The sequence below is a fragment of the Promicromonospora sp. MS192 genome (assembly GCF_049532985.1).
In the GTDB taxonomy this organism is placed as follows: domain Bacteria; phylum Actinomycetota; class Actinomycetes; order Actinomycetales; family Cellulomonadaceae; genus Promicromonospora.
The window spans coordinates 3,217,314-3,240,577 of the sequence record NZ_CP186693.1 but is presented as its reverse complement, the minus strand read 5'-3'; the positions used below and the strand labels follow the sequence as shown (position 1 = coordinate 3,240,577).

General features: G+C 73.9%; 20 protein-coding genes. 11 read left to right on the top strand and 9 right to left on the bottom strand.

Going from position 1 to position 23,264, the window contains the following annotated elements; genetic code table 11:
- Positions 1–62: 62 nt before the first annotated feature.
- Both ACO229_RS14590 and ACO229_RS14585 read right to left on the bottom strand, forming a co-directional pair.
- A complete protein-coding gene (locus ACO229_RS14590) occupies positions 63–791 on the bottom strand; it encodes an SDR family NAD(P)-dependent oxidoreductase (protein ID WP_423465309.1) in 729 nt (242 codons plus the stop codon).
- Positions 792–858: 67 nt separating this feature from the next.
- Complete coding sequence (locus ACO229_RS14585; protein ID WP_423461918.1) at positions 859–1,857, bottom strand: DUF5937 family protein; 999 nt, start codon at positions 1,855–1,857, stop codon at positions 859–861.
- A gap of 84 nt (positions 1,858–1,941) precedes the next feature.
- On the opposite strand from ACO229_RS14585, the gene ACO229_RS14580 reads away from it, so the two are divergent.
- From ACO229_RS14580 to ACO229_RS14570, 3 genes are all read left to right on the top strand, one after another.
- Entirely contained in the window at positions 1,942–2,304 is a 363-nt protein-coding gene (locus ACO229_RS14580) for a cupin domain-containing protein (protein ID WP_397409740.1), read from the top strand.
- Between the two features lie 67 nt (positions 2,305–2,371).
- Positions 2,372–2,734 (top strand): YciI family protein, encoded by a 363-nt coding sequence (locus tag ACO229_RS14575; protein ID WP_397409742.1) that lies wholly within the window; start codon positions 2,372–2,374, stop codon positions 2,732–2,734.
- A gap of 82 nt (positions 2,735–2,816) precedes the next feature.
- Positions 2,817–3,410, top strand: a complete 594-nt coding sequence (locus ACO229_RS14570) for a TetR/AcrR family transcriptional regulator (protein WP_423461917.1) — start codon at positions 2,817–2,819, stop codon at positions 3,408–3,410.
- An 8-nt stretch (positions 3,411–3,418) separates the two neighbouring features.
- Here ACO229_RS14570 and ACO229_RS14565 read toward each other — a convergent pair whose 3' ends face one another.
- Both ACO229_RS14565 and ACO229_RS14560 read right to left on the bottom strand, forming a co-directional pair.
- Positions 3,419–4,225 (bottom strand): ABC transporter permease, encoded by an 807-nt coding sequence (locus ACO229_RS14565; RefSeq protein WP_423461916.1) that lies wholly within the window; start codon positions 4,223–4,225, stop codon positions 3,419–3,421.
- Positions 4,222–5,247 (bottom strand): ATP-binding cassette domain-containing protein, encoded by a 1,026-nt coding sequence (locus ACO229_RS14560; protein ID WP_423461915.1) that lies wholly within the window; start codon positions 5,245–5,247, stop codon positions 4,222–4,224. Before ACO229_RS14560 ends, ACO229_RS14565 begins: the two co-directional genes overlap by 4 nt.
- Before the next feature lie 118 nt (positions 5,248–5,365).
- Between ACO229_RS14560 and ACO229_RS14555 the strand changes: the two genes are divergently transcribed.
- Together ACO229_RS14555 and ACO229_RS14550 are read left to right on the top strand one after the other, a co-directional pair.
- A complete protein-coding gene (locus tag ACO229_RS14555) occupies positions 5,366–6,241 on the top strand; it encodes an SDR family NAD(P)-dependent oxidoreductase (protein ID WP_423461914.1) in 876 nt (291 codons plus the stop codon).
- Positions 6,242–6,346: 105 nt separating this feature from the next.
- The gene (locus tag ACO229_RS14550; protein ID WP_423461913.1) at positions 6,347–6,862 is read left to right on the top strand and encodes a MerR family transcriptional regulator; all 516 of its coding nucleotides are present in this window, start codon (positions 6,347–6,349) and stop codon (positions 6,860–6,862) included.
- Positions 6,863–7,051: 189 nt separating this feature from the next.
- On the opposite strand, the gene ACO229_RS14545 is transcribed toward ACO229_RS14550, so the two are convergent.
- From ACO229_RS14545 to ACO229_RS14535, 3 genes are all read right to left on the bottom strand, one after another.
- Positions 7,052–9,316, bottom strand: a complete 2,265-nt coding sequence (locus ACO229_RS14545) for a trypsin-like serine protease (RefSeq protein ID WP_423461912.1) — start codon at positions 9,314–9,316, stop codon at positions 7,052–7,054.
- Positions 9,317–9,404: 88 nt separating this feature from the next.
- Entirely contained in the window at positions 9,405–10,664 is a 1,260-nt protein-coding gene (gene manA / locus ACO229_RS14540; protein ID WP_423461911.1) for a mannose-6-phosphate isomerase, class I, read from the bottom strand.
- A 2-nt stretch (positions 10,665–10,666) separates the two neighbouring features.
- Complete coding sequence (locus tag ACO229_RS14535) at positions 10,667–12,427, bottom strand: class I mannose-6-phosphate isomerase (RefSeq protein ID WP_423461910.1); 1,761 nt, start codon at positions 12,425–12,427, stop codon at positions 10,667–10,669.
- Between the two features lie 149 nt (positions 12,428–12,576).
- Between ACO229_RS14535 and ACO229_RS14530 the strand changes: the two genes are divergently transcribed.
- The 6 genes from ACO229_RS14530 to ACO229_RS14505 all read left to right on the top strand — a co-directional run bounded on the left by ACO229_RS14530 (position 12,577) and on the right by ACO229_RS14505 (position 21,305).
- A complete protein-coding gene (locus ACO229_RS14530; RefSeq protein ID WP_423461909.1) occupies positions 12,577–13,572 on the top strand; it encodes an ROK family protein in 996 nt (331 codons plus the stop codon).
- A gap of 174 nt (positions 13,573–13,746) precedes the next feature.
- Complete coding sequence (locus tag ACO229_RS14525) at positions 13,747–15,048, top strand: ABC transporter substrate-binding protein (protein WP_423461908.1); 1,302 nt, start codon at positions 13,747–13,749, stop codon at positions 15,046–15,048.
- Complete coding sequence (locus ACO229_RS14520) at positions 15,045–15,920, top strand: carbohydrate ABC transporter permease (protein ID WP_397429925.1); 876 nt, start codon at positions 15,045–15,047, stop codon at positions 15,918–15,920. The genes ACO229_RS14525 and ACO229_RS14520 overlap by 4 nt, the downstream gene beginning before the upstream one ends.
- Before the next feature lie 13 nt (positions 15,921–15,933).
- Positions 15,934–16,740, top strand: coding sequence for a carbohydrate ABC transporter permease (locus tag ACO229_RS14515; RefSeq protein ID WP_397409767.1), 807 nt, complete (start codon positions 15,934–15,936; stop codon positions 16,738–16,740).
- A 49-nt stretch (positions 16,741–16,789) separates the two neighbouring features.
- Positions 16,790–19,879 carry a glycoside hydrolase family 38 C-terminal domain-containing protein gene (locus tag ACO229_RS14510; RefSeq protein WP_423461907.1) on the top strand — a complete coding sequence of 1,030 codons (3,090 nt, stop codon included), beginning with the start codon at positions 16,790–16,792 and terminating at the stop codon, positions 19,877–19,879.
- A gap of 55 nt (positions 19,880–19,934) precedes the next feature.
- Complete coding sequence (locus ACO229_RS14505) at positions 19,935–21,305, top strand: glycoside hydrolase family 76 protein (RefSeq protein ID WP_423461906.1); 1,371 nt, start codon at positions 19,935–19,937, stop codon at positions 21,303–21,305.
- A gap of 44 nt (positions 21,306–21,349) precedes the next feature.
- Here the strand turns inward: ACO229_RS14505 and ACO229_RS14500 are convergent, their stop codons facing one another.
- Positions 21,350–22,444 carry a LacI family DNA-binding transcriptional regulator gene (locus ACO229_RS14500; protein WP_423461905.1) on the bottom strand — a complete coding sequence of 365 codons (1,095 nt, stop codon included), beginning with the start codon at positions 22,442–22,444 and terminating at the stop codon, positions 21,350–21,352.
- Between the two features lie 77 nt (positions 22,445–22,521).
- A complete protein-coding gene (locus tag ACO229_RS14495) occupies positions 22,522–23,175 on the bottom strand; it encodes a TetR/AcrR family transcriptional regulator (protein WP_397429929.1) in 654 nt (217 codons plus the stop codon).
- Between the last annotated feature and the right edge of the window lie 89 nt (positions 23,176–23,264).

Sequence of the window (23,264 nt, the reverse complement as noted above, 5' to 3'; positions counted from 1 at the left end):
GGCTTCCGCCCGGGTGACGCCGTCCGGCGTGGCGGACCTGCCGTCACGCACGGGCCGGGGCGTCAGCCGAGCGGCGTCCCGGTCTCGCGGGCCAGCGCCGCCAGGAGCCGGTCCTGGAACGCGACGTCGGGGACCGCCGGGTGCGGCTCCTCGCGCTCCTGGTGGTACCAGTAGCCGCCGGTCGTCAGCGCCTCCGCGTCGTCGCTGGTGGCCAGCCACTCCTGCGTGCGGTGGCCCAGCTCGAGGTCGTCGGGGGCGCCCGCCCCGCCCATCCGCGTGGGTACCCACCCGGGGTCCACGGCGTTGCTCGGCACGCCGGGCCGCAGCCGGGCGACGGCGGCCGCCAGGGCCGTGACGAACAGCTTGCTGTCGCCGTACGAGCCGGGGGTGCGGCCCTGCCAGTCGATGCCGTCGAGCTCAGGGCGCCCGGTGAAGTGCGAGCCGCTGCTCAGGTAGACCAGGCGGCGCGGGCCGGGCAGCAGAGCGGTGAGCAGGTACGGGGCCACGATGTTGACCGGCATGACGGCCCGGCCGCTCCACACCCCGGCGTTGTGGATCACGGCGTCGAGCGGGGCGCCGCCGGCCAGCGTGGCGGCGAGGTCGCGGACGGCGTCGCGCTCGGCGAGGTCGGCCACCACCAGGTCGGCGCCCCGGTCGAGGAGCGGGCGCAGGGCCTCGACCCGGCCGGGGTTCCGCGCGTGCACCACCACCTCGTACCCCTGGTCCAGGAGCGCCTCGGCCGCGAGACGGCCCAGTCCGTCGGCGGACCCTGTGACGAGGATCCGGTGGATCGCATCGGTCATGCTCCTGATCCTAGGCCGCACGGTGAAGCCTGCCCGGGCGAACCGGGCCCGGCCGTCAGGGTGTGCCGGAGGTACCCGCCAGCGCCTCGCCCAGGGGCGTGCGGGTGTGCAGCACGCGGACGCCGCTGCGGCGGCTGTCGATCAGGCCGGCGTCGCGCAGCACGGTGAGGTGGTGGGACGCGGTGGACACCGCGAGGTCGGTCAGGGCGGCGCACTCGGACGTCGACAGCGGCTGCTGGAGCTCCAGCACCAGGCGGGCGCGGGCCGCGCCGAGCAGCGCGGTGAGGGCGGCCTCGGCGTCGGCCTGGCCGCGGTGCCAGGTCTCGGACACCCCGTGGGCGGGGTAGAAGATCGTGGGCTGCGCCGGGCGTTCGGTGAGCACGGCGCAGCCGCGGGCGTTCATCATGACCGAGGGGACCAGCACCAGGCCGGTGCCGCCGCAGTCGACCACTTCCTCGTGCTTGCGCATCTGCACCCGGACGATCTCGTCGGCCCAGGTCACCGTGGAGTGCAGGGTGCTCGCCATGTCGGCGAGCCCGTTCTCGCTGCTGCGCCGGGCCCGTACCGCGATGTCGGCCCGGAGCAGGTGCAGCATCTGCGGCCAGACGGGGGCGAGCAGCGCGTCCCACACCTCCTGCCACGCCTCGACGATCATCGCCCGGGCGCGGGCGGGCGCCGCGATGAGCTCGCGGATCTCCTGCTGACGGGCACCGGTGGAACGGAGCACCATCTTCTCCAGGTCGAACGTGAGCCGTTCGTCGGGCACGTGCCGCAGCCGTTCGGCCTCCTCCTCGGGCGTCATGTCGCCCGACGGCGTGGCGGTGAGGAAGTCGGGCATGTAGCCGTCCACCCCGCAGATCACGGCCATCAGGCGGAACGACTCGCCGGCCGGCTTGACGCGCAGGTCGCGGAACCATCCCCAGTGCAGCGGCGAGCCCTGCGGGCGAAGGATGGTGCGCAGGGCGTGCACCAGCTCGTGCCCGGGGGAGATGCCGAACCGGACGGCCGAGATGTCGCTCGACCCGAGGCGGAACTCCACGAACTTTCGATCCACGTCGAAAGCGTAGCGAGCGGTGCGCGGCACGACGGAGGGTGGGGCACATCAGCGCACCACCGGCTCCGCAGAGAGGACCAGACCATGACCACCACCGCTCCCGTCCCCGCCCCGATCCCCGCCGACGCGATCCGGATCGGGGAGAGCCGCACCCTCCGCTTCGAGGGGGCCGCGCACGGGTCGAACGTGTCGTTCTTCCTCGTCACGTCCGACCCCGGGCAGGGCCCGGCCCTGCACCGCCACCCGTACGACGAGACCTGGTCGGTGCTGGAGGGCGAGGCGACCATCGTGGTCGGCGACCGCACGTTCGTCGCCCGCGCGGGCGACACCGCCGTCGCCCCGGCCGACACGTGGCACCGCTTCACCAACACGGGAACCGGGACGCTCCGGATCGTCTGCATCCACGCGTCGGCGGTGATGATCCAGGAATTCGCCCCCGAGGACTGAGCTGTTTTCCTTGCTCGGTTTGCTCAGGTGACCTAACTTCAGCTCAACCAGACAGAAAGGCACGACCATGGCCCAGTACTTCCTGACCGTCCCGCACGACACGGCCGACGAACCGACGATGGAGTCGATGCAGGAGATGGATCCCGCGGAGCTCGAGGCGGTGATGGCCGCCGTCGAGGGCTTCAACACCGCGCTCAACGAGTCGGGTGCGTTCGTGTCGGCGGGCGGCCTGCTGCCGCCCTCCACGGCGATCACCGTCGACGCCACCGGCGAGGAGACCACGCGCGTCGCCGCCCCGTTCGTGGACGCCACGCAGTACGTCGGCGGGTTCTGGATCATCGACGTGGCGGACGAGGAGGCGGCGGTCGGCTGGGCCGAGCGGGCCTCGGCCGCGCTCCAGTCCCGGATCGAGGTGCGCGGCCTCCAGTAGGCCGCTCACCAGGCAGCGCGGCGGCCCCGGCGGACGACGCCGGGGCCGCCGCGCCCGTGCGTCCCGGTGCTTAGATCTAGTCATGCGCACCGGCCCGTCCTTCACCACCACCGCCCGCCGCGCCCAGATCGTCGAGGCCGCGGTCCGGGTGATCGCGCGCGAGGGACTGTCCAAGGCCTCCTTCGGCCGCATCGCCGCGGAGGCGGGCCTGTCCAGCGCCGGGATGATCAGCTACCACTTCGCGGACAAGGACGAGCTGCTCACGGTGCTCAGCGACGCGGCCCTGGGCGACTGCGTGGCCGCCGTCGAGGGCGCCGTCGCGCAGGCGGACGGGCCCGCCGAGGGGCTGAACGCCTACCTCACCGCGTTCGTGCGCTGGCAGGACACGCACCGCGACGAGGTCGACGCGCTGTGGCGGCTGTCCGCGGGCTGGAAGCGGCCGGGGGAACCGGCCGCCTTCGACGAGGGCCTGCTGCGCGACCCCCTGCTCGGCGTGCTCCGCGCCGGCCGCGAGTCGGGCGCGTTCCGGCCGGTGCCGGTGGAGTGGACCGCGCACACGATCCTCTGCGCGGTGGAGGGCTACCAGCAGGCGATGCACGACGACCCGGACCTCGACGCGGACGCGTACGCGGCGATGCTCGCCGACCTGTTCGGACGCGGGCTCACCGCGCCCTGAGCACGGGCTCAGGTCTTGGTGCGGTAGATCCGCATCGCGATCGGGCCCAGCACCGCCGTCAGCACCACGGACGCGGCCAGCACCCACAGGATCTCCGTGCCGTCCGGGTCGCCGGCCATCAGGCCCCGCTCCGCCGTGACCAGGTGGCTCACCGGGTTGACCTCGACGAACGCTCGCAGGCCGGACGGCATGGTGGCCGGGTCGACGAACACGTTGGAGGCGAACGTCAGCGGCATGAGCACGAGCATCGAGATTCCCATGACCGCGTTGGGCGAGCGCACCAGCAGCCCGAGGATGATGAAGCTCCAGCTCAGCGCGAAGGCGAACACCAGCAGGAGCACGACTTCCAGCACCACGCCCAGCACACCGCCGCCCGGCCGGAAGCCCAGGAGCAGACCGAGCGCGATCGTGATGACCGCGGCGATCGTGTAGCGCACGGTGTCGCCGAGCAGGGCGCCCACCACGGGCGACGGCCGCCAGATCGGCAGCGAGCGGAACCGGTCGAACACACCCTTGGAGATGTCGTTGTTGAGCGTGTAGCCGGTGTAGATGGTCACGAACAGGATGGTCTGCACGAGGATGCCGGGCAGCAGGAACTGCACGTACGCCTGCGTGGAGCCGGCCAGGGCCCCGCCGAACAGGTAGGTGAACATCAGCGTGAAGATGACGGGGGAGACCAGCACGTCGAAGAGCTGCTCGGGCACGTGCTTGATCTTCAGCAGCGCGCGCCAGCCGAACGTCAGCGTGGTCGAGAGCGCCGACGGTCGCGGGGGACGGTCCGTGAGGGCGACGGCGTCGCGCAGGGTCGTGGTCATCGGGGCACCTCGGAGGCCCTGCGGGGGTCGGTGTCGCGTTCCGGTCCTGGCTCCTCGTCGTCGGGCACGGGCTGGCCGGTGAGGGCGAGGAACACCTCGTCGAGGCTCGGCTGGCCCAGGGAGAGCTCGGGCACGCTGATCCCCGCGTCGGTCAGGGCGGGCAGCAGGCCGGACACGGCGACGCCGCCGTCGTCGGGCACCCGGGCGGCCAGGGCGTGCGGGTCGGAGTCGAAGGTGACCTCCGTGCCGAGCACCCGTCCGGTGATCTCCGCGGCATGGGCGCGGTCGGCCACCTCGGCCACGCGCAGGTGCACGGCGCCCTCGCCGACGGACCGTTTGAGCTCGCTCGCGGTGCCCTCGGCGATGGTCCTGCCGTGGTCGACGACGGCGACGCGGTCCGCGAGCTGGTCCGCCTCGTCCAGGTACTGGGTGGTGAGCAGCACGGTGGCGCCGTCGTCCACGAGCACGCGGACGATGTCCCACACCTGGTTGCGGCTGCGTGGGTCCAGGCCGGTGGTCGGTTCGTCCAGGAACAGCACGCGCGGGGCGAGCACGAGCGAGGCGGCGAGATCGATGCGGCGGTGCATGCCGCCGGAGTAGGTCTTGACCTGGCGTGACCCGGCGTCGGCCAGCTCGAACGCCTCCAGGAGGCCCTGCACCCGGCGCCGGGCCGCGGCCGGCGTGAACCCGTACAGGCGCGCCAGCATGATCAGGTTCTCCGTACCGGTCAGGTCCTCGTCCACCGAGGCGTACTGCCCGGTGAGACCGACGGCGGAGCGCACGGCGTCGGCGTCGTGGACGACGTCGTGCCCGAGCACGCGGGCCGTCCCGGCATCGGGCCGCAGGAGGGTGGCGAGCATGCGCACCACCGTCGTCTTGCCTGCGCCGTTGGGCCCGAGCAGGCCGAAGACGCTGCCCTCGGCGATCGACAGGTCGATGCCGTCCACGGCCTTGGTCACGGACCTGCGGCTGGTGAAGTGCTTGACGAGGCCCCGGGCCTCGACGGCGAGCGACTGGGACATGTGATCCTCCCGGGTTCCACTGTGGCACTGCGGGCACAGGGCCTCAATCGGATTCGGCGTCGTTCGAAGCGCCGCCCGGCTTGCCTTCGAGCGCGCTCGAATCCCTAGCGTCCGTGGCATGACGACAGACACCAGCAGGACCTGGCTCATCACCGGCGCGACCTCGGGTCTCGGCCTGGCCCTGGCGGAGGCGGCGCTGCGCGCCGGCGAGCGCGTGGTCGGCACCGCCCGCCGCGCCGACCGGTTCGGCACGCTCCGGGCGCGGTACGGCGACCGGCTGCTCGCCGTGGAGCACGACGTGCGGGACACGGGCGCGGCCGCCGGCGTCGTCGAACGGGCGCTGGCGGCGTTCGGGCGCATCGACGTGCTCGTGAACAACGCCGGTGGCGGACAGGTCGGCGCCGCCGAGGAGATCACCGACGCCCAGCTGCGCGACATGCTCGACCAGCACCTGTTCGGTCCCGCCGCCTACGTCCGCGCGGTGCTGCCGGGCATGCGGGAGCGCGGGGACGGGGCGATCGTGCAGATGAGCAGCCAGGGCGGGCGCCTGTCGTTCCCCGCCGTGGGCAGCTACTCCGCGGGCAAGTTCGCGCTCGAGGGCTGGTCGGAGGCCCTCGCGGGCGAGGTCGCGCCGTTCAGCGTCCGGGTGCTGATCGTGGAGCCCAGCCGCTTCCGCACCGCGTTCAACGCCGAGCTCCGCACGGCGGAGCCCGACGCCTCGTACGACGCCGTGACCGGAGCCGTCCGCGCCGACCTGGCCGGTGCCGACGGCGTCCAGGAGGGCGACCCGGCCCGGGCCGCCGCGGTGGTCCGCGACGTGCTCGGTGCGGCCGACGCCCCGCTGCGCCTGCCGCTGGGCGCCGAGGCCGTGCGCAACCTGCGCCGCACGTACGCCGCGGCGCTCGACGAGGTGGAGACGTGGGCGCACGCGAGCGAGTCCGCCGACTTCCCGGGCCTGCCCCCGGCCGTCCGCGCCTTCCGGGCCGGCGCCTAGGCTTCGGGAATGGCTTCCGGCACGGCTTCGGGGATGACTTCGGGTACGGCTCACGGCACGGCGTCTCGCACGGGCTCCGGCACGGCTGCTCGCCCGGCGTCCGGCATGGCGACGGACGACCTGACGGCGCGGGCGCTCGCCGCCCTGGGCGAGGACGGCGCGCCGTCGGTCGAGGCGATCCACGCCCTGGCCGACGTCGACGAGGCGACCGGACCCATGACGATCGCGGAGGCCGCCGCCCACCTCGACGTCTCGCCGCACACGCTGCGCTACTACGAGGGCGCGGGCCTGGTCGAGGTGGACCGCGACGCCGCCGGCTACCGGGTGTACGACGTCGCGGCGCTGCGCCGTCTCGTGTTCGTCACCCGGATGCGGCTGTCGGGCATGCCGATGCGCGACCTGCAGCACTACGTCGCGCTGGTGGACGCCGGGCGGCAGACCGAGCCCGAGCGTCTGGACCTGCTGGTGGAGCACCGTGACACGATCCGCCGCCGGATCCGGGAGCTGACGCTCGCGCTGGTGGCCACCGAGCACAAGATCGCCACCTACGGCGGGGCGACGGGGCCGGACGTGCTGTCCCCGGGTGTCCGCGACCCCGCGCGCAAGGCCACCGGGTCGTGAGCCGCCGGGGCGCGGCCCCGGCGGCCGGTGTCAGTCCGGGAACCGCACCCCCCGTTCCACCTCCTGATCACGGCACCGTCCGGCCCCCCCGCCGCCGCGCGAGCGGCGGCGGGGGAGGCCGGACGACGCCGCCGACCACGACCCGCTGACGGACCTCGTGCTCGGCGGGCTCCTCGGCCCGCAGTGCGATCAGCGGACGGCGGACCCGAAGGCCGCTCCTGCGGCCGGGAGCCCGCCGGAACCGGGCTGGTAGGTGGTCACCGCCGCGCTCCCGCCCGCGGTGAGGTTGCCCCAGGGCACCGCGTGGACCGCCCCGTAGGTGGCCGGCCCGTCGGGCATGCCCACGTACAGGTGGGTACCGGTGCCGTGCAGGACGCTCCCGAGGTGCTGCTCGGCGCCGGCGGTCCCGGGCAGGCCGCCCGTCCCGGCGACCAGCTGGAACTCGGTGCCGGCGAGCGTGCCCAGCGGGGAGTAGACCTGGACCAGGCCGGAGCGGCTCACGCCGCCGACCGTCTCTCCCGGGACGCCGACTGCCACGTGCACGGTCTCGGCGGTCCCGACGCCTGCCGGGTCCGTGTTCGCCAGCGCGACGGACGCCCCCATCCGGTCGCCGTCCTCCGGGTCGCCGGACACCCCCGGCTGGTTCTGCTCGATGTTGGCGACCTCGCTCCAGGACCCGCCGGGGGTGACCCGGAAGACCACGGCGCGGCCGGCGTCGGGCCGGTTCTGGCCGGTGGCGGCGTTCACGAGGCATTCGCCGGGCGATCCGACGGCCAGCAGCGAGTCGGTCGACGTCGTCCCCGCGGACGGGCGGTACTCGATCAGGTCGAGCGCCGCGCCGAACTCGTCCCCGGACTCCGAGCCGCCGGAGACGGCATCGCTGTCCTGGTTCAGCACCGCCTGGTAGGCCGGGACACCGGTGGTGTCCAGGGTGTGGCTCAGCAGGTGGACCGAGCCGGCAGCGGTCGCGCTCCCGATCGTCTCGTTCGGGGCACCGACAGCCAGGTGGTGGGAGTCGGCCGCGATCGAGGCGCCGAACCGGTCGCCGGGGTCCGCCGCGCCGCCGTAGTTGCTGGAGTCCTGGTTCACCGCCTTCGCGGGCCGGTCGCCCTGGAGGTAGAAGAAGCCTCCGGTGTCGGCCTTGCTGCCGACGTCCTCGCCCGGCGTGCCGATCGCCAGGAACGGCGTGCCGTCACCGGTGTGCCCGGCGGCCAGGGCATAGCCCATCAGGTCTCCCGCCTCGCGCGCTGCGGTGGCCAGCTGGCCGTCGCCGGCGGCTTGCACGTACGTCGTGCCGGCCCGTCCGCTGTTCAGTCCCGCGCGGTCACCGTAGACGACCTGGACCCAGCCGGTGTCGGCCTGCGCGACGCCGGCGGCGTCGTCCAGGTGCTCGTACGGGGTACCGACGGCCAGGTCCGTGCAGCCGTCGAGGTTCCTGTCGTAGGTCGCGAGGCTGAACCCGAACCGGTCGTCGGTCTCCGGGCCGCCCTCGATCCCGTTCAGCCCCTGCCGGATCTCGGTGGTCCCCGCACCACCGCCGTAGACGATGCGCACCAGGCCGGCGCGGGCCGAGCCGTTGACGGTGGCGGCCGGGTCGGCGACGGCGACGTCGCGGATGCCGTCACAGTTGAAGTCGACGATGCGTGCGGTCCTGGTCGTGGCGCCGACCCAGCCGCGGACGTCGTCGACCCGCGATGCCACCGCGTCGGTGCGGGTCTCGGCCGGGTCGGCCCCGAAGCAGCCGCCCTGCCACGAGCGCGTGGCGACGGCGACCAGCGCGGTGCCCGCGCCCGTACCGCTCAGGACCGGTGCGCCGGTGTCACCCGCACAGACCGCCGCGCCGGCCACCCCGGAGATCGGTAGGTCCCCGCCGACGGCCGTGCCGGCCGCGAAGGTGCCCACGTGCCGCTGCACGGGCGACCATTCCGTCGCTGTCCGCCCGTAGCCCGGGACGGTGAGCTGCTCGCCGGCCGCCGGGGCGGCGGTGCCGACCACAGCTGGGACCACCGTCGTCACCGACCCGGCCAGACGCGCCAGAACCAGGTCCCGCGACTCGTGCGGCACCAGCGCGACGACGGCACGCTCCTCGCCCTCCGACGTCGTCAGGTCACCGCGCCCGATCGTCGCGGTGGTGGCCGCCGGAGGCGCACCAGCGGCGACGTCGTGCCCGGCTGCCGGGTCGTCGGCGAAGCAGCTGGCCGCCGTCAGGACCCACTCGGGGGCGACCAGCGCGCCGGAACAGGCGCGGTGGGTCGCCTCGTCGGTGCCGATGTCCAGGCGGACCGCGAAGTCGGCCGCCGACGTCTCGGCAGGGCCGACCACCGCGAGCGCGGCGGGCGCATGGAACGACGCCAGGGTGACGGCGGCCAGCGCCGATGCGGCGACGGCGCGCCGGGATGTGCTGCCTGCCGTCGTGGTGGCCGAACCCGGCGCACGACGCCTCAAGTACCTCACGAATGCCTCCTCTGGGGTGAAGTGTCCGGAGGATGCCACGCGGAGGACGGTCCGGGGTGCAGGATCCTGCAGCGGCGGTCGGGGCTCGCTACCTCACCGAGCCGGCTACGGCCAGGCGGCCCCGGCCGGTGACGGCGAGGGCCCGCTCACCGGGCGTGACGAACACCGACTCGCCCGCGCGCAGTACCGCGGCGTCGTGCTGCCCGGCGACCCTGACCTCGCCCTCCAGCGCCAGCGCGATCGCCGGACCGGCCAGGCCGACCCCGGCGCGGCCGGCGTCGGGCACCGTCACCGTGGCCAGCGAGAAGTCCGGGACACCAGGGTCGAAGAGCTCCGCACCGTCCACCGTCCGCACCGGGGGGAGCCGGGCGTCGCCGGTGGTCCGGTACGTCGCCAGCCGTCGCAGCTCGCGCACGTCGACGTGCTTGTCGGTGAGCCCCGCCCGCACCACGTTGTCCGACGCCGCCATGACCTCGACCGCGACGCCCCGCAGGTAGGCGTGCACGGTGCCCGGTGGGAGGTAGACGGCCTCGCCGGGGCGGAGCGTCACGCGGTTCAGGAGCAGGGCCACCACGATCCCGGCGTCGCCCGGCCGCTCCGCCGCGAGGTCCACGAGGGTGTCGAGCTCCGCGTCGAGGCCGTGCCCGCGGGGCGCCTTCCGGGCAGCCTCCGTCACGACGGTCAGCAGGTGGCCGGCGTCCTCGTCGCCAGCCAGGAGCCGCCCGACCAGGCGACGCAGCACGGGCTCGGGGTCCCCGTCGCCACCGGCGCTGGTTCTCCCACTGCCGGCGTCGTCCAGCGTGCGCAGGAGGCGGGCGAGCCTGTCCGCGCCCGCCAGCCCGTGCTCCTGCGCCGTCCCGGCCAGCTCCGCCACGAGCCGCCGGGTGGCGCCGAGCGGCCGGAAGCCCACCAGCGCGTCGAACGGCCCGTCCAGGGCCAGGGCCAGCTCCGGCTTGTGCCGGGCGTCCCGGTACACGCGGGCGGGGCTCGTCAGGAGCACGCCGCGGCGGTTCTCGTCGTCGTACCCCTGGCGGGCGCGGACGGCGTCGGGGTGCACCTGGATCGACAACGGAGCCTCGGCCGCCACGACCTTGAGCAGGAACGGCAGCTCGTCCGACGCCCGGTCCGCGCCCAGGGCACGGGCCGGGTCGGCGGCGATCCAGGCGTCGAGGGTCGCGTGGCCGCCCGCCCGGTCCGGGTCGACGACGCGGCTGGGGCACAGCGGGTGCGCCCCCAGCCAGAGCTCGGCCTCGGGGCGCCCGCTGGGGGTGCGGCCGGTGAGCCGGGCGATCGCGGTCCGCGACCCCCACGCGTAGTCGCGCGGCGTGTTGGTGACCCGCAGCAGCACCGTTACCTCGTCTCCGTGCCGCGCACGAAGGCCTTGACGGTGGCGTGCCGGGGTTCGTCGCCCAGGGGCCGGACGCGGTAGCGGCCCGCGGCGGCGGGCACGATGAAGGTCTCGGCGTAGTGGACCACGAACGGCTCGAACGCCCCGTCCGGGCTCTCGACGACGGCCTCGGACCCCTCGACCAGGTTGAGCACGTTGACCGTGCCGCCGGTGTCGTGGTCCACCGGGCCCGTGAACCAGTGGCGGCGCACCTCGATGAACTCGAGCTCGTGCAGCCCGGTGCGCTCCTCGCGCCAGCCGTCCCCCTCCGCGACGGTCTCCACCCGGTCCACGAGATGCTCGGCGGTCCACTCGGTGTCCCGGTCCCACTGGACGTTGGCCAGGGCGTGGTCCAGGTGGATGGGCCGGGGCACGCCGTCGAGCCCGACGCGGCCCCAGTCCCACATCTTGAAGGTGAAGATGTAGGGGGTGGCGGAGATCTCCAGCACCATCGAGTCGGCACCCGAGCAGTGGACGGTCCCCGCGGGGATCAGGAAGTGGTCGTGCTTCTTCGCGGGGAACGAGTTGACGTACTTCTCGACGGGGAAGTCCACCTCGCCGGACCGGGCGCTGCGCAGGTCCGCGGCCATCGCCTCGGGGTCGGCCCCCGTCTTCATGCCCAGGTAGACGACGGCGTCGTCGGCGGCGTCCAGCAGGTAGTAGCTCTCGTCCTGCGTGTAGTGCATGCCGAAGGTGCGCTGGATGTAGTCGGTCAGCGGGTGCACCTGGAGGGAGAGGTTGCCGCCCTCCATGGTGTCCAGGAAGTCGAACCGGATGGGGAACTCCGCGCCGAACCGGGCGAAGGTCCGCTCACCCAGCAGCTCCACGGGCCGGGCCAGCACGGCGTCCATGGCGGGGATCTCGACCACCTCGTCGCCCACGGCCAGCAGCAGGCTGTTCTCCTCCGGTACGCAGTCGAAGCACCACGCGTAGTTCTCCTGGGCCGGGTCCAGGTCGCACACGTCCTTCATCCACTGACCGCCCCAGACGCCGGGGTCGAAGAACGGCACCACCCGGAAGGGACCGGCGGTCGCCGCGGCCAGCCCGGCGCGGAAGGCGTCACCGGTGACGAGCTTCGCGTCGGCGACGGAGCCGTTGGCGTCCAGCAGGAAGTCGATGCGGTCGAAGAGCTCTCGCTTGTGCCGGTCGGCGAGCCGCCACTCGACGAAGTACCCCCGCTTGAACTTGCGCAGCGCGTCGTCTGACCCGTTCGCCGCGCGCCAGTTGGGCAGGCCGGACCGGTACCGCTGCTGGATCTCCCAGCGGGCGAGGTCGGCCAGCACGAGGGTGGCCGCAGGCACGGGGACGAGCGAGGCGCCCCAGCCGACCAGCACCACCTGCCCGTCGGCGTCGGCGACCCGGCGGGCCACCTCGTCGAGGCGGGCGGGGTCGTAGAGCGCGTCGAGGGTGCGGTGGGACATGACGCCGAACACGCGGTCGTCCGTCAGGTTGTCGCCGATCAGCGCCTCGATGTCCTCGGGGCTGCGCGCGGCGGCCCGCTCGACGTCGAGCACCGTCGCGGCGGGCAGGGCACGCTCGATCTCCGTGACGTACGCGTCGACGTCGCTCGCGGGATAGGTGTCGACGACGATCGTGCCGCCGGCCGCGTGCTCGGCCAGGGCCGCCCAGACCCCGTCGCCGCGCCAGGCCTGGTGCGTTCCGGGCACCCGGACCACGGGCGCCTTGTCGTAGCGGTGCGGTGCGGCCGATGGGGGAATGCGCATGTGGCCCTCTCTACGGGTCGGACGAACCAGGGCGGCGCGGTCCGGTTCGGAAGCTCGTCCTGGTAACGATACCAAGACTATGTCATCATCGATCCGTGCCGTCCAGGCACGGGCGGGCCGCACCGAGGCGGCCGCCGGGAAGGGAGCTGATGACGTCTCGTGAGCCCACGCCGCGGGCGCCGCTGCGGCCTGAGGCCGTCCCGCCGGACCGGCGGGACGGGGGCGCGGACCTGCTCGGCACGGCCGTGGACGTGGGCGGTACGCACGTCACGGCCGCCACCGTGGACGCCGGCTGGCGGGTCCGCGACGAGCATCGCGTGCCGCTCGACTCGGCCGCCCCCGCAGCCGAGGTGCTCGACGCCGTGGCGGACTGCGTGCGCCGCACGTGGGCGGCCGGTGCGGCGGCGGTGACGGGGCCGGTGGCGGTCGCCATCCCGGGGCCGTTCGACTACGAGCGGGGCATCGGCGACTTCCGTGGCGTCGACAAGTTCGCCGCGCTGCGTGGCGTCGACCTGCGCGGCGAGCTCGCCGCGCGCTGGGGTCGGGCGCCCGCGACCGTGCGCTTCGTCAACGACGCGGAGGCCTTCGGCCTGGGCGAATGGGCTGCCGGGGCCGGGTCGGGCGCCGCCCGCGTCGTGGCCGTGACGCTCGGGACCGGCGTCGGGTCGGCGTTCGTCGACCGGGGCCGCTGTGTCACGACGGGGCCGCAAGTCCCGGCCGACGGCAACATCCACGTGGTGCGGGTGGCCGGCCGGCCCCTGGAGGAGGTGGTCTCGCGGCGGGCGCTGCGGCTCACATACCGGGCGGGCACGGGCCGGGACGTCGACGTGGTGGACATCGCCCGGCACGCGCGGGCGGGCGACGCCGCCGCCGTCCGGGCGCTGGAGGGCGCCATGCGCACCCTGGCCGGCGCGCTGGCGCCCTGGCTGACGGCGTTCGCGCCGGAGCGGCTGGTCGTGGGCGGTTCCATGGCGGCCTCCTCGGACCTGCTGTTCCCGCCGCTGGTCGCGGGCCTCGCCGCGGCGATGGCGCGCCCGCCCGAGGTGCGCGCGGGCGTGCTGCCGCGGGAGAGGGCGAGCCTGCTGGGTGCGATGGTCGCGGCGGGGGGCGCCGCGGAGGGGTCGGCCGGCGGCCTCGTGCGATAGCGATACCAGGGACGCTCGTCAACCGGCGCCGCGTTGTGGGCTCTGGCCTGCGATGACACCGTCCTCCACCAGGGAGTGTCCCCGCCAGCCTTGCTCCGACGGCGTTGGTATCGATACCATTCCGAACATCATGCTCGCCGGCGCCGGAGCCGGCGACGAGACCAGGAGGTCCGAATGCCAGCGAAGACGCTGCCCCGAGCGATGGTCGACAGGCGGACCGTCCTGCGCCTGGGCGCGGGTCTCGGTGCCGCCGCCGTCCTGTCGTCGTGCGCGCGCGGCACCCTGACCCGGGCGGCGTCCGGCACGGACGTGACGCTCACCAACGACAACCCCACCTGGGCGCCCGGCTTCGAGAGCATCGGCAAGGTGCTCCGCTCCCGCACCGGCCACGGCGTCTCCGTGCGGGCGGTGCCGGACGTGAGCGGGTACCAGCAGCTCGTGCGCATGTCGGCCCGCACCGACTCGACCACCGACCTGGTCAAGTGGTGGAACGGCTACCGCCTGCGCGACATCGCCCGGTCCGGCATCTTCGCCGACCTGTCGACGATCTGGGACGACGCCGAGCGCCAGGGCTGGGTCTCCCCGGCGGCCCGCGAGAGCTTCAGCCACGACGGCCGCCCCTACGCCATCCCGCTCTACCAGTCGTACTACGCGGTCTTCTACAGCAAGCCGGCCTTCGAGCGGCTCGGGCTGACCGTTCCCCGCACCTGGGACGAGTTCGTCGCCACGGCGGAGGCCCTGCGCGACGGCGGCGTGGTGCCCATCGGGAGTGGCGGCGCCACCACCTGGGAGTCGCTCATCTGGTTCCAGCAGCTCGTCAACGGCCTGGACCCCGGTTTCTACCGGGCACTCACCGAGGGCGAAGCCTCCTACACCGACGACACCGCGCAGGAGGCCATGGCGCTCTGGGCCGACCTGTACGACCGCGGCCTGTTCTCGCCACCCGACTTCGCGGTGCAGGAGGCGCCGGGCCGGTTCGCGGAGGGCACCGTCGGCATGAACCTCTACGGCACGTGGCAGGCCGCCAGCTACACCCAGGCGGGGCTCGACGAGGAGACGTTCGGGCTGTTCCTGCTGCCGCAGGTCGACCCGGCCGCCCCGGCCGCCGTCATCACGGAGAGCGGGGCCCTGGCCGTGTCGGAGAACGCCCACAAGAGGTCCGAGGCGCTGGCCGTGGCCGGCGACTGGCTCAGCACGGACGCCCAGCAGGTGTGGGTGGACTTCCTCAACGACCTGTCCGCGAACGCTGCGGCGCTGCCGCCGGTCCAGCCCGTGCGTGACCTGGCGCGCCAGGTCGCGCAGGCCGATCCCGTCCTGGCCACGCGCTACTGGGAGGCCTCCCCGCCCGCCCTCATCGAGGGCAACGTCCAGGAGCTCAGCGCGTTCATGGCCGCCCCCTCCGCCGCGAGCGCCCGCACCACCCTGGCGCGCATGCAGGAACGGGCCGACGTCGAGTGGGAGATGTGGTCGCTGTGAGCAACCGTGCCGCCCCGTGGGCCACCCGTGGCCCCGCCGCCCTGTTCATCGCGCCCGCCGTGGCGCTGGTCGGCGCCCTGCTCGTGCTGCCGTTCCTGTTCACCGTGTACCGCAGCTTCTTCAGCGACGACGGCCTGTCGCGCACCTGGGTGGGCCTGGACAACTACGCGACCCTGGTCACCGACGAGTCGTTCCTGCGGTCCCTGCTGAACACCGGCATCTGGACCCTGGGCACCCTGCTGCTGCCGGTGCTGCTGGGCCTGCTCATCGCGGTGGCGACCAACAGCTCGGGCTGGGGCCGGTTCGCGCGGTTCGCCGTGGTGCTGCCCTACGCGCTGTCGGGATCGGTCACCGCGATCCTGTGGAACTTCATGCTCCAGACGGACGGCGGGGTCAACGCGATCCTGGGTCTGCTGGGCCTGTCGGCGCTGGAGCAGCCGTGGCTGCTGGAGTGGCCCACCAACACGGTCGCGATGATCCTGGCCACCACGTGGCAGGCCACCGGCGCGAACATGATCCTGTTCCTGGTGGGTCTGCAGGCCATCCCCGCCGAGACCATCGAGGCGGGCCGGCTCGACGGCGCCGGCGGGTTCCGGCTGCTGCGCGACGTGATCCTGCCGCAGCTCCGGCCGATCAGCATCGTCGTGATCGGCATCTCGCTGGTCGGCAGCCTCAAGACGTTCGACATCGTCTGGCTGCTGACCCGCGGCGGCCCGGGCACCGCCTCGGAGACGCTCGCGCTGACGATGTACCGGCAGACCTTCACCCTGAGCCGGTACGGCTACGGCGCCGCCGTCGCGGTGGTGCTCACCGTGATCGTGCTCGCCGCGTCCTGGATCTACCTGCGGCGCCAGCTGCGCTCCGACGACTGAGAGAAGGCCCGCGATGACCCGACGTCTGCGCAACGCGCTCCTGGTGGCCGTGGCACTGCTGTGGCTGCTGCCCACCTATCTCGTGGTGGTGAACGCCTTCACGGCGGCCGACGAGTACGTGGGACCCCGCTGGTGGTTCACCTCGTTCGCCCTGGCGGACAACATCGCCACGGCATTCCGCACGGCCGACATCGGCCAGGCGATGTGGAACACCCTGCTGTACTCCGCCGGCTCCGCGTTCATCGCCGTGGTGGTGGCCGCCCTGGCCTCGTTCGCCGTGGTGGTCATGCCCGTGCGCCGCCCGGTGCTCTGGTTCTGGCTCATCTACGCCGGCACGCTCCTGCCGCTGCAGGTCTTCCTGTCGCCGCTGTTCAACGCGTACGCCGCCACCTCCCTGTACGACACGCAGTACGGCATGGTGCTGATCTACGCGGCGCTCGCGGTGCCGTTCGCGTTCTTCGTGGTGCGCAACTACCTGACCACGGCGCCGAAGGAGATGCGGGAGGCCGCGCAGCTCGACGGTGCCGGCTGGTTCACGATGTTCCTGCGCATCCACCTTCCGCTGGCGCGCGGCGCGATGGTCGCGGCGTTCCTGTTCCAGTTCCTCGCCACGTGGAACGACCTGCTGTTCGGCATCACGCTGTCCACGAGCCCGAACGTGCGCCCGCTCATGGCGGCGCTGGCCGAGCTCAACGGCCAGTACTCCGGCCTGGGCCCGCCGGTCATCCTCGCGGCCGGCCTCGTGGCCTCGGTGCCCACGGTGGTGCTGTTCCTGTCGTTCCAGCGGTTCTTCGTCAACGCGCTGCGGCTCACGCCGTAGCCCCGCCCGTTCGCCCTGCCCTACCCGACGTGAGATTGGTGTCTTCCCGATGAGCCGTGCACTGGTCAAGGACCACCCCTGGTCGCTCGATCGAGCCCGTTCCGAGATGGTCGACCGCGCCGTCGCCGCCGAGGCCGTGCTCGGCGGACGCCGGGTCCGGGTGATCCCGGAACCGCTGCTGCGCCGGGACACCGGCTCGGGCATGCTGCAGAGCGTCCGGGTCGAGGCCGACGGCGTCGCCCCGGGCCGGGTGGTGCTGCGGACGTCGTCGGGCACCGCGACCGAACCCGGCACGCTGCCCGGGCCGGCGGGGTCGGTGCGCGTGCTGCTGCCCGCGGTGAGCGCGCCGGCCGACGTCACCCTGGAGCTGCCCGACCTGGGTCCCGGCACGCTCACCTTCGAGCAGGTCCCGGTGCGGGAGTGGTCCATCCATTTGGTGCAGCACTCCCACTTCGACATCGGGTACACCGACCCGCAGGGCACGGTGCTGCGCAACCAGCTCGCGTTCCTCGACTCCTGCCTGGACCTGGCCCGCGCCACGCAGGACCGGCCTGAGGAGGCCCGGTTCCGCTGGTCGGCCGAGGCGCTGTGGCCGTTCGAGCAGTGGGCCCGGTCGCGCCCGGCCGCGCACGTCGAGGAGTTCCTCGACCACGTGCGCGGCGGGCAGCTCGAGCTCACCGCCCTGCCGTACAACCTGCACCTGGACACCTGCTCCACCGACGAGCTGCACGAGCTGCTGCGCCTGTCGCGCGACGTGCGCGACCGGTACGGCATCGAGATGCCCGTGGCCATGCAGACCGACGTGCCGGGCCAGCCCGTCGGCCTGCCCGACGCGCTCGCGCAGCAGGGCGTGCGGTATCTGTCCGTGGCGCACAACTGGGCGGGCCGTTCTGTGCCCCACCTCAAGGGCGGGCAGCACCTGCCGCGGCTGTTCCGGTGGAGCGCGCCGTCCGGGCGCAGCGTGCTGGTCTGGATGACCGACACCCCGCACGGGCTCGCCTACATGGAGGGCGCCAACCTCGGGTTCACCACGTCGTACGACCTGGTGGACGAGCTGCTGCCGGCGTACCTGACCGCGCTCGCCACGAACTCCTACCCGTACGCGCCGGGCGCCTTCGGCTGGCACGGGCCCGCCGTGACCGACCGGGAGCCCTACCCGTGGGACGTGCTGCACCTGCGGGTGCTCGGCCGGCACAGCGACAACGCGCCCGCGAGCGTGGTGCACGCCGACATCGTCCAGCGCTGGAACGAGACCTGGGCCTACCCCCGGCTGCGCACCTCCACCAACGCCGACTTCTTCCGCGCCGCCGAGGAACGCCTGGGTGACGACGTGCCCACGCTGACCGGCGACTGGGGCGACTGGTGGGTCGAGGGCGTGGGCAGCGCCGCCCGCCCGCAGGCCATGACCCGGCAGGCGCAGGCCACGCTCGCCGACGCCCAGACCGTCAGCGGCATCGAACGGCTGCTCGGCGGCACGGGGGTGCCCGCCGAGACGGAGCGCTCCGCCGCCGTCTACTCGTCGGTCTCCCTGTTCAACGAGCACACCTGGGGCGCCTCCGACCCGTGGACGCACGCCGACACGGGCCGCGAGTCCGGCAGCGAGCAGTGGCACTGGAAGTACGCCCGCGCCCTGGCGGCCCGGGACGACGCCGACCTGCTCCTGGACCACGCCTCCGCCCGCCTCGGTGCGCTGCTGCGCGAGGAGCCCGACGCCGACAGCACCTACCACGCCGTCAACACCGCCGGCTTCGCGCGGACCACCACGGTCTCGCTGTTCGTCCGGGAGAGCCGCGTGCCGCTCGACGAACCCGTCCTTGTGCGTGACAGCCGCACCGGCGCGACCCTGCCGAGCGAGACCGTGCCGCAGACCACCCCCGAGAACCGCGCCGCGGGGCGCTTCGTCCGCGTGCACGTGCCCGACGTGCCCGCGCTCGGCTCCGTACGGCTGACCGTCCACCGCGCGGCGCCGCCGGCCGCCCTGCCCGACGTCGCCGACCCGCTGGTGCTCGAGAACGAGCACCTGCGCGTCCGCGTCGACCTCGGGCGCAGCTGCGTGGCCTCCGTCCTCGACAAGGCGACGGGCCGCGAGATCGTCGACCAGGACGCCGTCGTCGGCATGAACGGCTACGTCTACGACACGTACACCACCGCGGGCGGGTACAACCACCAGTCCAACAAGACCACGGTCTCCGACGAGCTGGAGCTGCTCGGCAGCCGCACGACGGCGGGACCGAGCCACCTCGTGGAACGCGTCAGCACCCCGGTCGAGGAACGCCTGACCTACCAGTACGCCGCCGACGGCGTGCACCACGTCCGCGTCACGCTCGTGCTGCCCCGGGGCGCCGCCCGCCTGGAGGTGGAGAACCGGCTCGCCAAGCCCGCCACCATGACCAAGGAGAGCGCCTACCTGGCCTTCCCCTTCGCCGTGCCCGAACCTCGCGTGCGCTACGAGATCACCGGTGGCCTCACCGGACCCGGGCTGCCGCAGGTTCCCGGCGCGCCCCAGCACATGCGGGCCGTGCGCGACTGGGTGTCGTTCGACGACGACGAGCTCGCCGTCGCCTGGGTGACCGCCGACGCCCCGCTGGTGCACCCGGAGGTCGTCTCCCTGCCGTACGCCCCGTTCCCCGAGAGCATGGCGCCCCGGCAGCCCGCCACCGTCTACTCCTGGGTGCACAACAACGTCTGGGACACCAACTTCCCCGCGGAGCAGGGCTTCGAGACCTCGTTCCGGTACGCGATCGGGGTGCGCCGCGCCGGGGAGGACATCAGCACCGCCGCCCTCGCGGCACGCACGGCCGCCGAGCTGACCCGCCCCGTGCTGGGGGTGCTGGCCACCGCCCGTCCCGGCACCCCCGCCGTCGACCACGCCGAGCGGTCGCTGCTCCGGCTCGACGACGACCGGGTGCGGCTCGTCGCCGTGACCGCCACGGGCCGGGAGGGCGAGAGCCTCGTGCGGCTCCAGTCCTACGCCGAGGAGCCCCTCGTGGTCCGGCTGCGCCCGGGCGTCGAGGTCGCCTCCGCCGCGACGGCGACCTACCTGGGCGACCGGGTCGCGGACCTCGCGGTGACGCCCGACGGCATCGACGTGCCCATGGACCCGCAGGGAACGGTGGGCGTCGTGCTGACCACAGCCTGAACGGGCCGCCCGGCCTGCGAACCGGTTCACCACCACGAACACGAAGGAGTGCGCTGTGCCTGAACCCCGAACGCCCGTGTCCCGACCGTCCACCTCCCGACCGTCCACGCCCGGCCCGACCACGCCCGGCCCCGGTCCAGCGGGGGCCGCCCGGCCCACGGGGCTCGCCCGCCCGGCCGACCCGTCCCGCTCCCCGGACCTGTCCCGCCGTGCGTTCGCCGTCGGCCTCGGCGGACTGGGGCTCGCGGCGCTCGCGGCTCCGCTGCTGGGCCCGCTGTCCGCCGTGCGGGCGGTGGCGAGCCCGGCCGCGTCGGGGGTGGCGAGCCCGGCCGCGGACCGGTGGCGTCGCCGGGCCCTCGACGGGTACGCCGCCCTCCAGCGGCACCTGTACCTGCCCGGCACGGGGCTCTACTCCGAGGGGCTCGACCCGGCACCGGGCGAGAACCCCTACTCCTTCGTCTGGCCGCTGCGCGAGGCCACGGCGGCCACCGTCGACGTCGACCGGCTCCCCGGGTCCGGGGGACGGTTCACGGGCGACGTCGCCGACCGCTTCGCGGGCCTCGAACGGTACTGGGACACGGGCCGGGGCGCGTACGCCTCCTACCCGCCCGCCCCGCTCGGCGGTGGCGGGGACCCGTTCTTCGACGACAACGCGGTGATCGGGCTGGAGCTGGTGCGCCGGTACCGCATGTCGGGCGACCGGGAGCTGCTGCGGCGGGCGCAGCGGGTCTTCGAGTTCCTGCCGCGGGCCTGGGACACCGATCCCGACGTCGAGCACCCGGGCGGCATGCACTGGGTCGAGGCCGACTGGAACCCGTACCGGGGCGCGGCGAACGTGACGAGCCTGGCGTCGGAGCTGGCCGCGCACCTGTACGAGGAGACCGGCGAGGCGCGGTACCTCGACTGGGGGCGGCGTACGTACGAGTGGGTCCGTGCCGCCCTGCATCGCGGGTACGGACGCTACGCCAACGGCATCCTGCTGGACGGCTCGGTGGAGGAGACGCTCTGGAGCTACAACTCCGGGTCGATGGTCGGAGCCGCCGCGCTGCTCCACCGCGCCACGGGGGAGCGGCGGTACCTCGACCTGGCCACGGCGGACGCCGCCGGCGCCGTCGACCACTGGGTGCGCGGCGACCGGCTCTACGACCAGCCCGTGGTGTTCAACGCGATCCTGTTCGCGAACCTGCTGCTGTTCGAGTCGATCTCCGCTGCGCACGGTGCCGACGTGCTCGACGGCATGGGCCGGTACGCGGAACGAGTCTGGGCGGAGAACCGGGACCCGGCCACCGGCCTGTTCCGGTTCCAGTCCGGCGGCGGGGGAGCGCCCGCCCCGGACGCGCGGCCCCAGACGCTGCACCAGGCCGGGGCGATCCAGCTCTTCGCGCTGCTCGCCTGGCGGCGGCAGGACTACGGCGACGCCGCCTGAGCCGCGTCGCGGGTGTCCTCCGGGCCTCCTCCAGGCTCTGCGGGCTACGCCGGCGTGGCCGGCTCCGCGCCGGGCAGGCGCTCCGGTGACCGACGCCGGGTGCGGATCGACGTCGGCAGCTCGATCGTGCGGGTCGGCCGGTCGGAGCGCTTGCCCTGCAGCCGGACGAGGAGCAGCTCCGCCGCCGTGCGGCCGAGCTCGCGCGCGTCGTGCGTGACCACGGAGAGGTCGCCCGGGACGAGCTCCTCCAGGTCGAAGGTGTCGAAGCTCGCGAGCCGCACGCGGGCGAACAGGTCGGTCCCGCGCGCCGCCGAGGCGGCGTGCAGGGCCTTGATGGCCCCGACCATGTTCCGGTTGTTGGCACCGAAGATCGCGGTGGGCGGCTCGTCCAGGGCGAGCAGCTCCTGGGCGGCGTTCTCGGCGGAGTGGATGTCCTGCTGCCCGCGCCGCACCAGCTCGGGCAGCACGGGCACCCCGGCTGCGCGGTGCGCCCGCTCGAAGCCCTCGTACCGTCGCTGACCCGTGAAGACGGAGACCGCGTTGCCGACGAACGCGATGCGCCGGTGCCCCTCCTCCAGCAGCAGCGCGGTGACCCGCTCCGCGCCGCGCACGTCGTCCACGATGACGGCGTCGACGTCCACGCCGTCCTGCCGCCGTGAGGCGAAGACCAGGGGCACGCCGTGCCGCTGGTCGGGGCGCAGGTGCTCGGAGGGTCCCCCGGCGGGCACCACGATGAGCCCCTCGGTCTGCCGCCCGACGAAGTCCGCGATGAGCCGCGCCTCCTCCTCGGGGTCCTCGTGGGACGTGCCGAAGATGACCCGGCGGTCAGCCTCGCTGAGGATCTCGCCGATGCCCTCCAGCACCTCGGCGTAGTACGGGTTGGCGAGGTTGGTGACCACCACGCCCACGAGCCCGCTGCGGTGCCCGGGCCGCAGGCTCCGCGCGTTCTCGTTGCGGCGGTATCCCAGGGCGCGCACCGACGTCTCCACCTTGCGGCGCATCGGGGCACTGACGTTCTGACCGCCCGAGAGCACCCGGGACACCGTCATGGGGCTGACGCCGGCGTGCCGCGCGACGTCGCTGATGGTGGGGACGGACCGCGGCTGGATCGCCCGTTCCTCGCTGCCCGGCTCAGCCATAGTCAGAACCTAAGGCACGTGCCCGGTTCGGGCGAACTGCCGGGTGGGCGACGCCGGCGTCGCGCCCCCTGCGCCGGTCAGGGCCAGGCCGGTGCCGCGTGGGCCAGCGGGTGGGCGCCGTCCGGTCGCAGGCCGTCGAAGACGACGCCCACGTAGCGCCGCCATAGCTCCGGCGGCGGGTCGGCGACGTAGTCGACGGCGTGCACCGGTGCGCACATCAGCAGGAAGACGTCCGTCCCGGTGATGTCGGGCCGGACGGCGCCCGCCGCACGGGCCTCGTCGGTCAGCAGCACCACCTCGTCGTGCACCTCCTGCTGGAGCCGCGCCAGCTCCGAGCCGGGCGCGGGCACGGTCATCAGGACCGCCACGCGCCGGCGCTGCAGCCGCCCTGCCGCCTCGGTCATGAACTCCAGGAGCGCGGCCCCCGCGTCGGCCGACCCGCGCAACCGCCGGGCGACCGCCGTCAGCTCCTGCGCATGCCGTGCGGCGATGGCCGTGGCGAGCTCCTCCTTGGTCGCGAAGTGCCGGAACACGGTCCCCTTGGCGACGCCGGCGCGCCGGGCGATGTCGGCGATCGAGGCGTCGAGACCCTGCGCGGCGAACTCCTCCTCGGCGGCCGTCAGCAGCGCCTCGCGGTTGCGGGCGGCGTCCGCGCGCAGGGGACGGGAGGCGTCGGTGAGGACGGCGTCGGCGTCGGCGGGCGCGGCATGGCCGGGGGTGGCGAGGGGCATACCGCCGATCCTACCAAGTTGACCGACCGGTCATGTTCTGCCTAGGGTCTCAATCGCCAACATGACCGATCGGTCATCTTACGAGGAGG

Bases quoted from the DNA above. Each gene is read 5' to 3' on its own strand.
- ACO229_RS14500 (WP_423461905.1), bottom strand. From the start codon at position 22,444: ATGGCTGAGCCGGGCAGCGAGGAACGGGCGATCCAGCCGCGGTCCGTC.
- ACO229_RS14560 (WP_423461915.1), bottom strand. From the start codon at position 5,247: ATGTCCCAGTCGCTCGCCGTCGAGGCCCGGGGCCTCGTCAAGCACTTC.
- ACO229_RS14515 (WP_397409767.1), top strand. From the start codon at position 15,934: ATGACCCGACGTCTGCGCAACGCGCTCCTGGTGGCCGTGGCACTGCTG.
- ACO229_RS14530 (WP_423461909.1), top strand. From the start codon at position 12,577: ATGACGTCTCGTGAGCCCACGCCGCGGGCGCCGCTGCGGCCTGAGGCC.
- ACO229_RS14580 (WP_397409740.1), top strand. From the start codon at position 1,942: ATGACCACCACCGCTCCCGTCCCCGCCCCGATCCCCGCCGACGCGATC.
- ACO229_RS14550 (WP_423461913.1), top strand. From the start codon at position 6,347: ATGGCGACGGACGACCTGACGGCGCGGGCGCTCGCCGCCCTGGGCGAG.
- ACO229_RS14525 (WP_423461908.1), top strand. From the start codon at position 13,747: ATGCCAGCGAAGACGCTGCCCCGAGCGATGGTCGACAGGCGGACCGTC.
- ACO229_RS14495 (WP_397429929.1), bottom strand. From the start codon at position 23,175: ATGCCCCTCGCCACCCCCGGCCATGCCGCGCCCGCCGACGCCGACGCC.
- ACO229_RS14565 (WP_423461916.1), bottom strand. From the start codon at position 4,225: ATGACCACGACCCTGCGCGACGCCGTCGCCCTCACGGACCGTCCCCCG.
- ACO229_RS14510 (WP_423461907.1), top strand. From the start codon at position 16,790: ATGAGCCGTGCACTGGTCAAGGACCACCCCTGGTCGCTCGATCGAGCC.
- ACO229_RS14555 (WP_423461914.1), top strand. From the start codon at position 5,366: ATGACGACAGACACCAGCAGGACCTGGCTCATCACCGGCGCGACCTCG.
- ACO229_RS14570 (WP_423461917.1), top strand. From the start codon at position 2,817: ATGCGCACCGGCCCGTCCTTCACCACCACCGCCCGCCGCGCCCAGATC.
- ACO229_RS14575 (WP_397409742.1), top strand. From the start codon at position 2,372: ATGGCCCAGTACTTCCTGACCGTCCCGCACGACACGGCCGACGAACCG.
- ACO229_RS14535 (WP_423461910.1), bottom strand. From the start codon at position 12,427: ATGCGCATTCCCCCATCGGCCGCACCGCACCGCTACGACAAGGCGCCC.